Raw genomic sequence first — 15,309 nt, forward strand, 5'->3', positions numbered from 1 at the left:
GCGACTTCTCCCACGCACGCAACACAGGCACGCAGGCAGCATTCCCATGACGACACTGGTTTTTGGCCACAAATCCCCCGACACCGACTCGACCGGCTCCGCGATCCTCTGGGCGTGGTACCTGAACGAAGTGAAGGGCCAGGCGGCCGAGCCGCGCCTTCTCGGCACGCCGAACACCGAGGCCGCCTTCATGCTCGAACGCTGGAACCTGCCGCAGCCGCAGATCATCGACGGCGTCGAGGCCGGCACGCCGGTCATCATCGTGGACACCAACAACCCTGCCGAATTGCCGGACGCGATCAACGACGCGGACATCACGGCGATCATCGACCACCACAAGCTGGTCGGCGGGCTCGAGACCAAAGGCCCCATCGACATCACCATCCGCCCGCTCGCCTGCACCGCGACGATCATGCTCGACCTGATGGGCGATGCCGCCGCCGGGATGCCGGACGCGATCAAGGGCGCGGCGCTCTCCTGCATCCTCAGCGACACGCTCGAGTTCCGCTCGCCGACGACAACCGACCACGACCGGGCGACGGCGGAACAGCTCGCGCGTGACCTGGGCCTCTCTATCCCCGACTACGCCGCCGAGATGTTCGCGGCCAAGTCCGACGTCAGCGCCTTCTCCGACGCCGAACTTCTGCGCATGGACAGCAAGGAATACGCCGTCGAGGGCACCAAATTTCGCGTGTCGGTGCTGGAGACAACCTCACCTGCCACCGTGCTCGACCGCAAGGCGTCGCTGATGGAGAGCATGGCAACCGTCGCGTCCGAAGACGGCGTGGACCAGGTGCTGCTCTTTGTCGTCGACATCCTCAACGAGGAAGCGACGCTGCTGGTGCCGAACGACCTGGTGAAGACGGTCGCGGCCAAGTCTTTTGACGCTCAGGCATCTGGCGACACGGTGGTGCTGCCCGGTGTCGTGAGCCGCAAAAAGCAGATCATCCCCAACCTCGCCGTCTGAGCGTACCCCGCCCCGGACGTGATCCGGGGCGTCGCGACCGACCACTGCGCCAAAACGTCCACAGGAGCCGACATGACCCGGATCATCTCATCGCTTTCCGAGATCGGCCAGAACTACGACGCGGCCTTCGTGGATCTATGGGGGTGCCTGCACAACGGAGTGACCGCCTTCCCCGACGCGGTCGCCGCGCTCGAGGCATTCCGCAAACAGGGCGGCATCGTCGTCCTGCTCACCAACGCCCCACGCCAGCGCAGCGAGGTGGCCAAGCAGCTTGTCAAGTTCAACGTGCCGGACACCTGCTGGGACACGATCACCACCTCTGGCGACAGCGCGCGGCTGGCGATGTTCACCGGCGCGGTCGGCGAAAAGGTCTACTTCATCGGCCAGCCGCACGACCAGCCGTTCTTCGACCCGCTCAAGCTGGTCGAAAATCCGACCCCGATCCAGCAGGTCCCGCTGGAAGAGGCCGACGGCATCGTCTGCTGCGGCCCGTTCGATCCGCTGGCCGATCCCGAGGTGATGCGGCCGGACTTTCTTTATGCCAAGCAAAAGAACCTCCCACTCCTCTGTGCCAACCCCGACATCGTCGTGGACCGTGGGGAGACGCGGGAGTGGTGCGCCGGCGCGCTTGCCAAGCTCTATACCGAGATGGGCGGCGAGAGCCTCTATTTCGGCAAGCCGCATCCGCCGATCTACGACCTCGCGCGGCGACGGCTCGCGGAGGTCAAGAGCGGGGTGCAGGACCGGCACATCCTCTGCATCGGCGACGGCGTTCTGACGGACGTGCGCGGCGCGCTGGGTGAGGACCTCGACTGTCTCTTCATCACCGGCGGCCTCGCGCGCGAGGAAACCGGCACCACCGACCAGCCCGACCCGGCAAAACTTGACGCCTATCTGCAACAGGAGATGGTCTCCGCGGACTTTGCCATCGGGATGCTGCGCTGATCACCCTTGATCTTTCTGCATCTGCAAAGTAATAAAATTTCCGAAACAGGGCGGCGAATGTCAAATTCGTTGCGCATCTGATCGGAGACGGACATGCTCGACAACCAACCGCGTGGCACGATTGTCATCGAAGACATCGAGATGGGCATGTCCCGCTACCTGCATAAGGTCATCACCGACGAGGACATCGAAAAGTTCGCCGAGGTCTCGACCGACCACAACCCGGTGCATCTCGACGACGACTATGCGCAGGACACGATCTTTCAGGGGCGCATCGCCCACGGTATGCTGACCGCCGGCCTGATCTCTGCCGTGATCGGCGAGCAACTGCCCGGTCACGGCACGGTCTACATGAGCCAATCGCTCAAGTTCCTCGCGCCCGTTCGTCCCGGCGATCTCGTGCGCGCCGAGGTCACGGTGACCGACATTGAGCACAGCAAGCGCCGCGTCAAACTCGACTGCGCCTGCACCATCGACGGCAAGAAGGTCCTCGTGGGCGAGGCCATGGTGCTCGCCCCGTCCGGCAAGTTCGACTGATCCCGGCCCGCCGCCTTGCGCCGCCCGCACACGCGGGCTAGGCCAAGGCCATGAAGACGCTTCGCGACTTTTCCTTTGTCGCGCCCGAGGATCGTGGCGCCTCTGCGGCCATCGGCAATTTCGATGGCGTGCATCTGGGCCACCGCTCGGTGATCGATCTGGCGCGCGCGCAGGATGGGCCTTTGGGAGTGCTCACCTTCGAGCCGCACCCGCGCAGCTACTTTCAGCCCGATGCCCCCAGCTTTCGCCTGATGAGCGCGGCCGCCCGGGCGGCCGAGCTTGAAGCGCTTGGGGTCGAGCGGCTTTTCGAAGTGCCCTTCAACCAGGCGCTCGCGAACCTCACCGCCCGCGAGTTCGCCAAGGCGGTGATCGCGGACGGGTTCGGCCTGAGATCGGTGGTGGTCGGGCAGGACTTTTGCTTTGGCAAGGGCCGCGAGGGCAATGTCGACACACTGAAAGAGCTGGGCGCGGAGCTGGGTTTCGACGTGATCGCCGCGCCGCTGCTCGACATTGCTGGCGCGCAGGTCTCGTCGACCGCGATCCGCACCGCGCTGAGCGAGGGGCGCCCGGAGGACGCGGCCAAGCTGCTGGGCCATTGGCACCGCTTCGAAGGGCCGGTCATTGGCGGGGAGCAGCGCGGGCGCGAGCTGGGTTATCCCACGGCGAACATGTCCATCGACGGGCTGCACTTGCCGAAACTGGGTGTTTATGCCGTCGAGGTCGAGGTCAAGGACGGTCCGCATCAGGGGCGCTACCACGGCGCTGCGAGCCTCGGCGTGCGGCCGATGTTCGGGGAGAACACGCCCAACCTCGAGACCTTCCTCTTTGACTTCTCGGGCGATCTTTACGGCGCGACCCTCTCGGTGGCGCTGGTCGCGTTCCTGCGGCCCGAGCTCAAATTCGACAGCCTCGAGGCGCTGATCCAGCAGATGGACGCCGACTGCGCCGAGGCGCGGGCGATCCTGGCCGCATGACGGACCCGATTGCGTCCCGAGGACTTTCGCCGAGGTTCTGGCGCAAGCCGCTCGAACGGCTCAGCCGGGTGGAGTGGGAGGCGCTCTGCGACGGGTGCGGGAAGTGCTGCCTCAACAAGCTCGAGGACGAGGACACTGGCGAGGTCGCCCTGACCCGCGTGGCCTGCCGCCTCTTGGACGACAGCACCTGCCGCTGCGCGCAGTATGAGATCCGCCACCAGTTCGTGCCAGAGTGCATCGTGCTGACGCCGAAGAACCTCGAGGACAACCTCTACTGGATGCCGCAGACCTGCGCCTACCGATTGCTCCACGAGGGGCGCGACCTGCCGGACTGGCATCCTCTTGTGACGGGCGATCCGAACTCCGTGCATGCCGCGGGCGTCTCGATGCAGGACCGCACGGTCTCGGAGTTCGACACGCCCGAAGAGGATTGGGAAGACCACATCATCGAGGAGCCGATCTGATGTTCTTTGCCTCCGACAACGCCGGCCCTGCCCTCCCGCAAGTCATGCAGGCGCTGGTGGACTGCAACGCCGGGCACGTGATGCCCTACGGCGCGGATGCGCACACGGCGGAGGCGGTGCGGCTGGTGCGCGAAGCCTTTGAGGCGCCCGAGGCCAGCGTGCATCTCGTCGCCACGGGTACCGCGGCCAACGCATTGGCGCTCGCGACGCTTTCGCAACCCTGGGAAACCATCTTTTGCACACCGGTCGCGCATATCCATGAAGACGAGTGCAATGCGCCTGAGTTCTATACGGGTGGCGCCAAACTCACGCTGGTGGGCGCGGGTCACAAGATGACCCCCGACGCTTTGCGCAAAGCGATCGAGGCAGAAGGCACACGCGGTGTGCATGGCCCGCAGCGCGGCCCGGTGTCGATCACGCAAGTCACCGAGAAAGGCGGCGTCTATGCGGTGCCTGAGATCGCGGCGCTTGCGGAGGTCACAAAGGCGTATGGCCTGCCATTGCACCTCGACGGGGCGCGGTTCGCGAACGCGCTTGTCACGACCAATGCCTCACCCGCCGAGATGACTTGGCGCGCTGGCGTCGATGTGGTGAGCTTTGGCGGCACCAAGAACGGCTGTCCCGGGATCGAGGCTGTGGTCTTCTTTGACCCGGCGCATGGCCAGGAATTCGAGCTGCGGCGCAAACGCGGCGGGCATCTTTTCTCCAAGCACCGCTACCTCGGGGCGCAGATGGAAGCCTACCTCAAAGACGGTCTGTGGCTCGACGCGGCGCGCAAGGCGAACCGGGCCGCCGGGCGCTTGGCCGAGGGCTTGCGTAAGGTGGGCAGTGAGTTCCTGGCCGAGCCCGAAGCGAACGTGATCTTTGCCCACCTTACCCGCGCGCAGCACCAGGCTTTGCACGCGGACGGGGCGGTGTATTACCTGATGGACGGGCCGTTGGAGACGGGACCTGCGGATGAAAAGCTGCTCTGCCGGTTTGTCTGCGATTGGTCGATCAGTGACGAACAGATCGACACGTTTCTGGCGCTGCTCTAAAGCACACCGTTCTCAACCTGATTTTTAACAGACAGGCATTCACGCGCCGACCCGGTGGGGCGGGTCATGCCGAAGGCATGCCTTTGGCATGACGCGGCCTGACAGTGCCTGTCAGGCGGGTGCTTTGATCAGAGTGAGTTCGTGTAAGGTCTAGGGTCGCGCTGCCCTAATCACGCCTGCGCGGGAAGACATCTTCAGGCCGGTAGATGTCAAAGCTGCTGAGCCTCTGCGCGTCACACTCCTTCTGCCAGCGCGAGCCGGGCACGACGGCAGAGATCACTGGATACCGCGCGCGCAATTCCAGAACCCTTGGCGTGTTCTCGACGGCGATGGCGACGAGGCCTGCGACTTCTCCTTCTTGCTGACCGACCAGTTGGATGGCGCCGTCCATGGTGCCTCCCGTCTCCACCCATTGATCGACGAGCAGGACGCGGGTGCCGGGTGCAAAGGCGGGCAGGCGCATCTCGAGATCCTGCGTGCGGCCGGAGTAGTTGGTGAAGCTCGCGGCATCGGTGTCGACGCAGAGCTTGCCCGCCTTGCGGATCGGCAGGAACCCCGTCCCGGTCCGCGCCGCCAGGGCCGCACCCAGCACAAATCCCATCGCATCAAGCCCGCCGACCACGTCAAATGACAGGTCCCCGATGTCGTCGAGCAGGTCCGTCAGAAGGTCCTGAAAGGCATCCTGGTTGATGTAGATCGAGGTCGGATCGAGCCAGGCGAACTGCGGGCCCTTGGTGTTGGGCGCCATCAGGTTCAGGTACCAGCGGTCGTCGCGGGGACCTTTGGCTTGCGCGTCGGTCATGTGCGGTCTCCCTTGAGCTTAAGTGTCCGTGCGACCTGCAAGAGCGCGCGCAGGCGGGCCGGGTCCATATCGTAGAAATTTCCCGGATGGTTGATACCAGTCGCGACCATGAAGCAATCGGCGGCGGCGTAGCGGTGCGCGTTGTCCGGCGTGACACCCGAGGCGAGCGCGAGGGGTGCGTCGCCGATGGCGGTGCGGAAGGTGGCGACCTTGCCGTCGTCCGCCTCCTCTCCCGTCGCGATGCCGGAGGTTGTGACGACGTCCATCCAGTCCGCCGCGATCCGGGCGGAGGTGGCGTGGTCTTCGGACGCGACAGGGCGCTGCTTTTTGAACGCGGTGCCGCCAAAGTAGAGCCCGTCCCAGCCTGCGCGGGCGGCGGCGATCTCGGCGGCTTCGGTTTGCATCGCTGCGCGCTCGTCGATGCGGGCGTCGTCCGCCCAGTAGGCGTCGATGCGGCAGCCTTCCGCGGTCAACACCGCGAGCTGCGGGAAAGCCTCCCGCCCGGTCACGGCAAGGAAATTCACGCCCAGCCAGACGTCCGGCCGCGCCGCGCGCACCTCGCGCAGGATGTCGAGGAAGGGCGGCACGCCAAAGTCGTGGTTGATTAGAAAGACGCCCGGAGCGCCCTCCTCCACCGCGATGTCGAGGTTGCGCAGGGTTCTGTGCGTTTCGCGAACATGGATCACCGGCAGCACAACCGAGCCGTGTGTCCCGAACATCTGGCGAAAGCTGGCGCGGTCCATTTGGCGGGTCCTGCGATTACTTTTTGTGCAACGCCGCGAAATTTGGCAGACTGCCCGTGATCAATCCGGCGAACCTGGGGGAAGTCTGTCTGCCGCTCGCTAGTCTCGTCAAGGATCGATTCCTCGGGACACATCAAAGGGGCTACCGCCATGACCAAACATCTGACCACTCTGAACAAACGCGCGTTTCTCAAGACGGGCCTCGCTGCTGCGGCGCTGTCGACGCCGTTTGTGAACCGCGCCTGGGCGAACACGGTCGAGCTGACGATGCTGGGGTGGTTCGGGACTGCCGAGCCCGACATGGTCGGAGAATTCGAGGAGGCGAACAACGTCAAGTTCGTGCCGAAATACTACGCCGGCGGGGACAACATGCTGGCCGCGCTTGCGCAAAACCCGCCGGGCACGTTCGACATCATCCACACGGATGCGGAATACGCCAAGCTCTTGGTCGCCAACGACCTGGTGATGGAGCTCGACCCGAGCGCCTACGCCTATGACGACATGCTGCACGAGGACTTTACCAAGTTCGCCGGCCACTGGGGGCCCGATGGCAAGCTCTACTCGCTGATCACGCGGTTCGGGCATCTGGGCGTCTCCTACAACAAGGACGTGCTGACCGCCGAAGAGGCGTCGACCTACGAGGTGTTCTGGTCGCCGAAGGTCACGGGCAAGGTTGGTCACTTTGACTGGCACCTGCCGTCGCTCGGCCAGATGAGCCTGCTGACGGGCAACCCCTCGCCCTTTGACATCGACGACGCGGCGTGGTCGGCTGTGCAGGACAAGACGCTGTCGCTCAAACCGCAGGTGGGCGGATATTTCGACTTTGGCGGCACCTTTGCGGGGCTCAAGAACGGCGAGATGCTGGCGATGTGCGGGATTGGCGACTGGGTCACCGGCATCCTCGAGCGCGACGGCGCGCCGGTGTCGTCGGTCGTGCCGCAAGAGGGCGGCATCCAGTGGACCGAGAGCTATTCGATCGCCGCGACCTCCGAGAAAAAGGACATGGCCCTCAAGTACCTCGCCTACACCCTGTCGCCGCAAGGCCAGGTCAAGACGGCGCAGATGCTCGCCTACCCCGGCCACTGCGTCACGCAGGCCGGCCGCGCGCTCTTGAACGAGATGGACCCGGCCGAGGCCGCACGCTCGCACCAGGTAAACGGCGATCCGCAGGACCCGATCACGCTGATCAACGAGGGCCGCATCAGCTATCGCGACATCCCCGTGCAGCAGAGCCTCGAGGACTGGAACGACTTCTGGTCGGAGTACAAGAACGCCTGATGACGGCCAGAGCATGACGACCAAACTATGACGGGCAAAACGGAGGCGGCGCCAAAGAAGCGCCGTCTCGATCTTTACGCGCTCACCTTTCGTCTGCCGATCATCCTCTGGCAGGCGCTCTTCTTTGTGGGGCCGCTGATCTTCATGGTCGCGATGTCGTTCTTCGTGGTGAAGAACTTTCGCATGGTCGAGACCTTCGAGTTCGACAGCTGGGAGAGGATGCTCAGCCGCGGGTTCGTGTGGGACGCCTATTGGTACACGATCACGATGGCGGCCTCGGCGGCGGCGCTGGCCTCGGTGATCGCCTTTCCGGCGGCGTATCTCTTGGCGTTTCATACCTCGGCGCGGGTGCGGCAGGTGTTTGTGCTACTGCTGATGATCCCGTTTTTTACCAGCTATCTGGTTCGCACGTTCTCCTGGTACGTGATCCTTGCCGGATCGGGTGTGCTGAACGGAGCCTTTGGCCTCGTTGGCCTCGGTCCCTACACGATGCTCAACACGCCTTTTGGCACGCTGGTCGGGTATCTGACGTTTACCCTGCCGCTAGTGCTGATCCTGCAGACGGTGACGCTGGCGAACATTGACCCGAGGCTGGTGCAGGCGGCGCTGAACCTTGGCTGTTCGCCCTTGCGCGCGGTGCGCTCGGTGATCCTGCCAGCGGCCAAGGCTGGCCTGGTGATCGCGGCGCTCTTTGCATTTATCCTGTCCTTCGGGGATTTTGTGGCGCCCTACTACCTGGGCGGGTCCAAGCCCCCGACCCTGCCGATCCTCATCATCGACACGACCAAGGCGGGCCAGCAATGGCCGCGCGCGGCTGTGGTTGCGGTGATGATGATGCTGACGCTCTTTGCCGTCGCCTTCTCCGCGATCCTCTTTGCCTACCGCAAGAGGGCGAGCCGATGAGCACAACCCACACAGTCTGGCTGCTGCGCATCTGGCTCGCGCTGGTGATCGGGTTTGTCTTCCTCCCCATTGGGGTGAGCCTGCTCTTTTCGTTCAACGATGCACGCTTTCCGACGCTGCCGCTGAGCGGGTTCACGACGCAGTGGTACGAGATGATCTTTGCCGATCCCGATGTCTGGCGCGCGGCGCGGACAAGTGCGGTGGTCTCGCTGACGACGGCAGTGCTGGCGACGGTGCTGGGGTTCTGCACAGCCTACACTGACTACCGCTACACCTTCCGGGGAAAGAGCCTCTATCTGGCGATCATCCTTCTGCCGCCCACGATCCCGCTCATCATCATCGCGCTGGCGATGCTGGCGTGGTTCTCGAAATTCGGCGCATCAGGTCAGGTCACCTCGATCATCGCGGCGCACACGGTGCTGACAGCGCCCTTTGCCATGGCGATCATCCGGCTGCGGCTGAGCCAGATGGACGCCAGCCTCGAGGCCGCCGCCTGGAACCTCGGCGCCTCGGAGTGGAAGGCGATGCGCCACGTGATCCTGCCCTTTTGCGCGCCCGCGATCCTGTCGTCGCTCTTTCTCACTGCCGCCGTGTCCTTTGACGAATTCACCGTCAGCTGGTTCGTCTCGGGCCTCAACAAGACGGTGCCGGTCCACATCCTCGAGATCGTGCAAGGCACCATCGACCCGCAGGTGAATGCCATCGGCACGCTGGTCTTTGGCATCTCGATGTCGCTGGTGATCCTGGCGCAAGCGATGATCTTTTTCAGACTGAACAGGAGCGCAAAGTGAGCGAGCCTCTGGTTGTCCTCGACAAGGTCGAAAAGCAGTTCGGCGATTTCACCGCCGTGCGGGAGGCGTCGCTCGAGATCGGCGCAGGTGAGTTCGTGGCGATCATGGGGCCTTCGGGTTGTGGGAAGACGACGACCTTGCGCATGCTGGCAGGGCTCGACGCGCCGACGTCGGGCGAGATCCGCATCGCCGGTCAGCGGATGAACGAAGTCTCCGCCCACGACCGCGACACTCCGATGGTCTGGCAGACTTTGGCGCTCTTTCCGTTCCTGAACGTGCGCGAGAACGTGGAGTTCGGGCTCAAGATGCGCGGTGTGGCAGCGCCCGAGCGCAAGAAGCGTGCGATGCTCTGGCTCGAGCGGATGGAGATTGCCCAGTTCGCCGAACGCAATGTGGAGATACTCTCAGGCGGTCAACGCCAGCGGGTGGCACTTGCCCGGTCGCTGGTGACCGAGCCGCAGCTTCTCCTCCTCGACGAGCCGCTTTCGGCGCTCGACGCGCACCTTGTGATCCGCATGCAGGCGGTCCTGACCAAGCTGCAGCGCGAGCTGGGGATCACGTTCGTATACGTGACCCACTCCCAGTCCGAAGCCTTTGCCATGGCCGACCGCGTGGTGATCATGTCCCAGGGCGAGATCGCGCAGGTGGGAAGCCCGCGCGACATCTACCGCGCCCCCGCCTCGCGCTTTGTCGCCGAGTTCGTGGGGCGCAACAACATCCTCACGGGCAAGGCGATCAGCGAGGCCGAGGTGGACACCAAACTCGGGCTCGTCTCGGTTGTACAAACGACACCCGGAGCACCGGTCAACATGGTGATCGCCGCCGACATGATGCACGTCCTGCGCGAGGGCGAGATGGCGGAGAACCGGATCGAGGCGACGGTACTCTCCGAAGAGTTCGTCGGCTCGGTCGTCACAGTCTTCCTCGAGGGGGACGACGGGACCGAGCTCAAGGTGCAGATGCAGGAGCGGAGCCTCACCGGGCTCGACCTGCGCGCCGGTACGCGCGTTGCGCTGGGGTGGTCCGCCGCCGACACGCACATCTTGCCAGACAGAACACAAGACGGAGGCCCGGCATGATCCAGAACCCGATCCCCTGGCCGAACGGTGCGCGCTGCGCCTGCGCGATCACCTTTGACATGGACGCCGACAGCCTCATACACATCGCAAGGCCCGAGGACAGCTTTGACCGGGTCTACCCGATCTCGATGGGGCAATACGGTCCCAAGGTCGCGATGCCGCGCATCCTCGAGACCTACCGGCGGCTCGGTCTGAAACAATCCTTCTTCATCCCCGGATGGTGCCTCGACACCTACCCGGACACCGTCGACGCGATCCTCAAGGGCGGGCACGAGATCGGCCACCACGGATGGATCCACGAAGACCCCATCGCCACCAAAGGCGCCCCGCAGGAGGAGGCGTTCGGCAAGGCGATGGACGCCCACATGCGCCGCGTCGGGAAAGCACCCGCCGGGTACCGCGCGCCGGTCTACAACGTCACGCAGCAGGTGCTCGACCTGCTCGTGGAGCACAAATTCCGCTATGACAGCTCGTTGATGGGCGACGACATCCCCTACCGGATGGAGACTGGCCCGGGCGCGCTTTACGAGATGCCGGTGCATTGGGGGACCGACGACTGGCCGCCCTTCGCCCATTACGACGAGATCGGGTACATGATGCCCGTGCGCGGTCCCTCGGCGGGGCTCAGCGCCTTTTGGGAGGAGTTCGAGGCGCAATACGCCGCAGGTGGCTTCTTCATGCTGATCGTGCACCCCTTCCTGACGGGGCGTCTGGCAAGGTGGCGGCTGGTGGAGCAGTGGCTCGAAGAGACGCTGGACACCAGGAACGTCTGGTTCGCGACCCTCTCGGAGATCGCCGACCACCTCGATGCGCTCACCGCAGACGGCTTTGATTTGCGCACTGATCAATTGCCCTACTACACTGAGCCGCAACGATGACCGGAGGCCCGCCATGCTGAGTGACACCGACGCCAAGTTCCTGCGCCTCGCCTATGACGAGGCCAAGGCAGGCTATGACGAGGGCGGCTGCCCCATCGGCTCGGTCATCGCACGCGGCGACGCGCTGGTCTCGCAAGGGCGCAATCAGCGTGTGCAAAAAGGCGACCCGATCGCGCACGGCGAGATGGACGCACTCCGCAAAGCAGGACGACAAAAGAGCTACCGGGACGTGACGCTCTACACCTCGCTCAGCCCCTGCATGATGTGCACGGGCACGATCATCCAGTTCGGCATCCCCCGCGTCGTGATCGGCGAGAACACGACCTTTGGCGGGAACGAAGAGTTCCTCCGCTCCAAAGGCGTCGAGGTGATCATCGCGGACGACCCGGATTGCATCGCGCTGATGACACGGTTCATCGAAGAAAAGCCCGAGCTCTGGAACGAAGACATCGCGGAGGACTGAGATGGAGACGTTGATCGACGGCACGCACGCCCTCCCGCAAGGCGCGGTCATCGAGGACACCGTGGTCCCGGCCCGCGCGCCCTGGTCGGTGGTGCTCAAGGCTGGCCAGATGCTGCGCCTCATCGACCTCGAGGGACAGCAAGCCATCGACTTTCTCTGCTTTGGCACGGAAACGCATAAAGGCCAGACCGAGCGCTATCACATGCCGAATACGATCAAGGTGCCGAAGAAGCTGACCCTCGAGCAAGGCTCCGTCCTGCGCTCGCAATTTGCGCGCCCGATGATGACCGTGATGGCCGACAGCTGCGGCGGGCATGACACGATCTTTGGCTGCTGCTCCTTCGCCGTGGATGAGGTCCGCTACGGCAAGACCAACGCCGCCTGCTGCCAGAAGAACTTCGAGGACGAGATGGCGCGCCACGGCCTCGGTCCCGAACACGTGGTCGCCAACGTCAACTGGTTCATGAACGTGCCCATCGGCGCAGACGGATTTGTCGAGATCAGCGACGGCCAGTCGCGGCCCGGCGACTATGTCGACCTGCGCGCCGACATGGACGTGATCGCGGTGCTGTCCAACTGCCCGCAAGAGCTCAACGCCGCCGCCGGAGGCGGACCCACGCCGGTCCGCGCCATAGTCTTCGAGGCGGACTGACCACGCCGACTTGCACCGCCGCGTCCTTCGGGCCATAGCCCCTGCAAACGATTTCGAGCGACGGCACCCCGCGTATGATGAACGCCATCTACCACATCGGCCACCACAAGGTCGGCACGACTGCGCTGCAGATTTTCCTGGCGCACAACTCTTACACGCTGATGAAGGCCGGCATCCTCTACCCCAAGATCGAGGCAGACGGTCTCATCGACTTTCTGTCGCGCGCGATGCGGGGCGGCGATGAGCTGCGCCTGATGGAGTATCAGGTCTGCCAGCCGCACAACGCGCTCGCCTACCGTATCCTCGGCAAAGAGCCCGGCTTTGAGATGTCGCCGCTCTATAAGAACGTGCCGGGCTTCATGCAGATCGTACGCAACGTGCGCACCCAAATCGAGGCGCTCCAGCCGAAGCACACGATCTTTTGCAGCGAAATCTTCTCGAACTTTGGCGCCGTGCGCCCTGAGATGATCGATATCGCCGGGACCATGGTCGAAGAGTCGCGGATGAAGCTCTACTGCGTGCTGCGCCGCCCGGATCAGTATCTGGCGTCGTGGCACTGGCAGTGGCTCAAGTTTGGTCGCAAGTCCCAAGCGCTCGACGCGGGCGGAACCGAGGATTACTTCGACACGATCCACTTTGACTATCAAAAGATGCTGGAGCCCTGGCTGACCTCCAACATCTTCAAGTACCAGTACATCCGGCCCTATTCGGACGTCATGGCGCAGGGCGGCGTGGTGCAGGACTTCTTCGACACTTGCGAGATCGACCTGCCGGAGACGCCCTTTGGCGAGGAGCGGCTCAACGTGGGCGTGCATGTTGCCTTCTTCGAGGTGCTGCGGACGGCGAACCACAAGTTCCGGTTCCCCAAATCCAAGAAGCTGCGCATCTTTATCGAGGAGGCGAATGCCTCGCTCGATCTGCCGAGCAAGGGCGACGTCGAGCTCTTCGGCAAGGACGTGCGCCGCGCGATGTACGATCGTTTCCGCCCGATCGAACAGTATTTGCGGGAGGTGACCGGGCGGGCTGCGTTCTTCGAGGACTTGGACAATATCCTCGACACCCGCCCCCTCGACGAGCCTCCGGTGCGCCGCGACGCTTGCACGCAGCTGATGGCGCTTCCTGCGTTTGATGCGCTCGACGACAAGCTCAGGGCGCACATCGCGGAGCACGCCGGCGCATAGCGGGCGAGCTTCAGCTAAAAGCGCATTCGCTTAATTCAAAACGCCCGCCTGACAGGCACTGTCAGGCCGCGTCATGCCAAAGGCATGCCTCCGGCATGACCCGCCCCCGTCAAACCAAAGGTTTGCCTTCGGCAAAACGGCCGGCGCGATTGCGCCACCCCGGGACGGCGCGTGCAAATCCGGTTCGACTTTATCAAGGCTAAAGTCGCCCGCTTTACCCCACTGCCCCGGCGCGCAACGCAATCAGCCGCGCCGTCTTCTCCTCTGCCTCTGCGCGCAGCTCCGCCAAATCGAGGCTCGGGAGGCGTCCGTCCACAACGACCGGCTTTCCGCCGACAAAGCTGTCGCGGACCTGCGCCGCGCCCGTAATGACCGGCGCAAGAGCCGGGTCGTGGAGACCAAAGTTGCGCGGGTGCGAGAGGTCGAAGAGGGCGATATCGGCGGCCTTTCCAACCTCCAGCGTGCCGATCCGGTCAAAACCGAGCGTCCGCGCGCCGCCTTGCGTTGCCCAGTGGAGGACGGTCTCGGCGCGTGTCGAGTTCACGCCCTTCGTCGCACGGTGGGTGGCAAAGGCCGAATACATCGCGGCGCCCATGTCTGCGGCCTCGTTGGCCCCTGCCCCATCGACCCCGATGGAGACGATACCGCCTTGCGCGTGCAAGAGGTCAGCTGGCGCGATCCCCGAGCCGAGCCGCGCGTTGGCCTGCGTGCAATGGGCCATCGCCGTGCCGGTCTCGACAAGATGCGCCTGCTCGGCGGCGTCGATCTCCACCAGATGCGCGAACCAGACGTCGGGCCCGGTCCAGCCCCGCTCGGCAAGCCACGGCACCGGGCGCTGGCCGTATTCGCGCAGCGTGTAGTCGACGTAGGTCTGGTTCTCACTCAGATGGGAATGCAAGCGCAAACCTATATCGCGCGCGGCATCGGCAAAGAGCGGCAGCTCGTGCGGGTCGAGGTTGAAGATCGGCGTCGTCGGCGCAAGCGCCATCCGTGTCATCGCCAGATCGGAGGGGTCGTGCCAACGCCTGGCGGCGTCCTTCACCGACGCAAGGAACGCCGCAGCAGGTTCGAAGAAAGCAGGCGGCAGGCTCGGGTCGTCGAAATACTCCCGCCCCTTGGTGTTCCCACCCCGCGCGAGCAGGAAGCGAATGCCGAACTTGGCCGCTTCGTCGAACAGCACCTCCGCCGGGTCATAGTCGTACTGCGGCGCAAAGAGGTAGTGATGGTCGCAGACGGTGGTGGCGCCTGACAACAGCACCTCGGCCAGACCGACCTGCGCCGAGACGCGCAGGGTCTCCGCATCGATGAACGGCCAAAAGGCGTAGGGGCATTTCTGCAGCCACGTGTCGAGCCCGGCGTTGATCCCGTCCGGCACTGCCTTGAGAAGCGACTGGAAGAGGTGGTGGTGCGTGTTCACGAGCCCCGGCGTCACCACCGTGCCGCGCGCATCGAGGACCCGCTCGCCGGGCTCTCGGGCGAGATCTCCGATCTCTGCCACAAGCCCGTCTCGCACCCGGAGCGCCCCGCTGAACCGCGTGCCCGCAGCGTCTCCGACCAGCCCGTGCGCGATGTTGGTGATCAGAAAATCGGTCACGCTGTGTCCCTCCAGTCGCGT

17 protein-coding genes are annotated in these 15,309 nt (G+C 64.4%); 14 read left to right on the top strand and 3 right to left on the bottom strand.

Annotated elements, in window-relative coordinates:
* Positions 1–46 precede the first annotated feature (46 nt).
* The 6 genes from ACU0B3_RS04735 (at position 47) to ACU0B3_RS04760 (ending at position 4,924) form a co-directional block, all read left to right on the top strand.
* A complete protein-coding gene (locus tag ACU0B3_RS04735) occupies positions 47–967 on the top strand; it encodes a manganese-dependent inorganic pyrophosphatase (RefSeq protein WP_446259675.1) in 921 nt (306 codons plus the stop codon).
* A gap of 72 nt (positions 968–1,039) precedes the next feature.
* Positions 1,040–1,912 (top strand): TIGR01459 family HAD-type hydrolase, encoded by an 873-nt coding sequence (locus tag ACU0B3_RS04740; protein WP_446259676.1) that lies wholly within the window; start codon positions 1,040–1,042, stop codon positions 1,910–1,912.
* A 93-nt stretch (positions 1,913–2,005) separates the two neighbouring features.
* Positions 2,006–2,449, top strand: a complete 444-nt coding sequence (locus ACU0B3_RS04745) for a MaoC family dehydratase (RefSeq protein WP_446259677.1) — start codon at positions 2,006–2,008, stop codon at positions 2,447–2,449.
* Between the two features lie 50 nt (positions 2,450–2,499).
* Positions 2,500–3,423, top strand: coding sequence for a bifunctional riboflavin kinase/FAD synthetase (locus tag ACU0B3_RS04750; RefSeq protein ID WP_446259678.1), 924 nt, complete (start codon positions 2,500–2,502; stop codon positions 3,421–3,423).
* Positions 3,420–3,887: a YcgN family cysteine cluster protein gene (locus tag ACU0B3_RS04755; RefSeq protein ID WP_446259679.1), complete on the top strand. Its 468-nt coding sequence runs from the start codon at positions 3,420–3,422 to the stop codon at positions 3,885–3,887. The genes ACU0B3_RS04750 and ACU0B3_RS04755 overlap by 4 nt, the downstream gene beginning before the upstream one ends.
* Positions 3,887–4,924: a threonine aldolase family protein gene (locus ACU0B3_RS04760; RefSeq protein WP_446259680.1), complete on the top strand. Its 1,038-nt coding sequence runs from the start codon at positions 3,887–3,889 to the stop codon at positions 4,922–4,924. The genes ACU0B3_RS04755 and ACU0B3_RS04760 overlap by 1 nt, the downstream gene beginning before the upstream one ends.
* Positions 4,925–5,090: 166 nt before the next feature.
* On the opposite strand, the gene ACU0B3_RS04765 is transcribed toward ACU0B3_RS04760, so the two are convergent.
* Together ACU0B3_RS04765 and ACU0B3_RS04770 are read right to left on the bottom strand one after the other, a co-directional pair.
* Positions 5,091–5,726, bottom strand: coding sequence for a phosphoribosyltransferase family protein (locus tag ACU0B3_RS04765; RefSeq protein ID WP_446259681.1), 636 nt, complete (start codon positions 5,724–5,726; stop codon positions 5,091–5,093).
* On the bottom strand, positions 5,723–6,469 hold the full coding sequence (locus ACU0B3_RS04770) for a BtpA/SgcQ family protein (protein WP_446259682.1): 747 nt from the start codon (positions 6,467–6,469) through the stop codon (positions 5,723–5,725). Before ACU0B3_RS04770 ends, ACU0B3_RS04765 begins: the two co-directional genes overlap by 4 nt.
* 150 nt (positions 6,470–6,619) lie before the next feature.
* On the opposite strand from ACU0B3_RS04770, the gene ACU0B3_RS04775 reads away from it, so the two are divergent.
* The 8 genes from ACU0B3_RS04775 (at position 6,620) to ACU0B3_RS04810 (ending at position 13,694) form a co-directional block, all read left to right on the top strand.
* Positions 6,620–7,747 (top strand): ABC transporter substrate-binding protein, encoded by a 1,128-nt coding sequence (locus ACU0B3_RS04775; protein ID WP_446259683.1) that lies wholly within the window; start codon positions 6,620–6,622, stop codon positions 7,745–7,747.
* A gap of 27 nt (positions 7,748–7,774) precedes the next feature.
* The gene (locus ACU0B3_RS04780; RefSeq protein ID WP_446259684.1) at positions 7,775–8,650 is read left to right on the top strand and encodes an ABC transporter permease; all 876 of its coding nucleotides are present in this window, start codon (positions 7,775–7,777) and stop codon (positions 8,648–8,650) included.
* Complete coding sequence (locus ACU0B3_RS04785) at positions 8,647–9,441, top strand: ABC transporter permease (RefSeq protein WP_446259685.1); 795 nt, start codon at positions 8,647–8,649, stop codon at positions 9,439–9,441. The genes ACU0B3_RS04780 and ACU0B3_RS04785 overlap by 4 nt, the downstream gene beginning before the upstream one ends.
* Complete coding sequence (locus ACU0B3_RS04790; RefSeq protein WP_446259686.1) at positions 9,438–10,520, top strand: ABC transporter ATP-binding protein; 1,083 nt, start codon at positions 9,438–9,440, stop codon at positions 10,518–10,520. The genes ACU0B3_RS04785 and ACU0B3_RS04790 overlap by 4 nt, the downstream gene beginning before the upstream one ends.
* Positions 10,517–11,398 carry a polysaccharide deacetylase family protein gene (locus tag ACU0B3_RS04795; protein WP_446259687.1) on the top strand — a complete coding sequence of 294 codons (882 nt, stop codon included), beginning with the start codon at positions 10,517–10,519 and terminating at the stop codon, positions 11,396–11,398. The genes ACU0B3_RS04790 and ACU0B3_RS04795 overlap by 4 nt, the downstream gene beginning before the upstream one ends.
* 13 nt (positions 11,399–11,411) lie before the next feature.
* Positions 11,412–11,861, top strand: coding sequence for a nucleoside deaminase (locus tag ACU0B3_RS04800; protein ID WP_446259688.1), 450 nt, complete (start codon positions 11,412–11,414; stop codon positions 11,859–11,861).
* Between the two features lies 1 nt (position 11,862).
* Entirely contained in the window at positions 11,863–12,513 is a 651-nt protein-coding gene (locus ACU0B3_RS04805; protein ID WP_446259689.1) for a DUF1989 domain-containing protein, read from the top strand.
* A 77-nt stretch (positions 12,514–12,590) separates the two neighbouring features.
* A complete protein-coding gene (locus ACU0B3_RS04810) occupies positions 12,591–13,694 on the top strand; it encodes a hypothetical protein (RefSeq protein WP_446259690.1) in 1,104 nt (367 codons plus the stop codon).
* A 214-nt stretch (positions 13,695–13,908) separates the two neighbouring features.
* Here ACU0B3_RS04810 and ACU0B3_RS04815 read toward each other — a convergent pair whose 3' ends face one another.
* Entirely contained in the window at positions 13,909–15,288 is a 1,380-nt protein-coding gene (locus ACU0B3_RS04815; protein ID WP_446259691.1) for an amidohydrolase family protein, read from the bottom strand.
* Positions 15,289–15,309 lie beyond the last annotated feature (21 nt).

This window comes from Pseudaestuariivita sp., assembly GCF_052825805.1.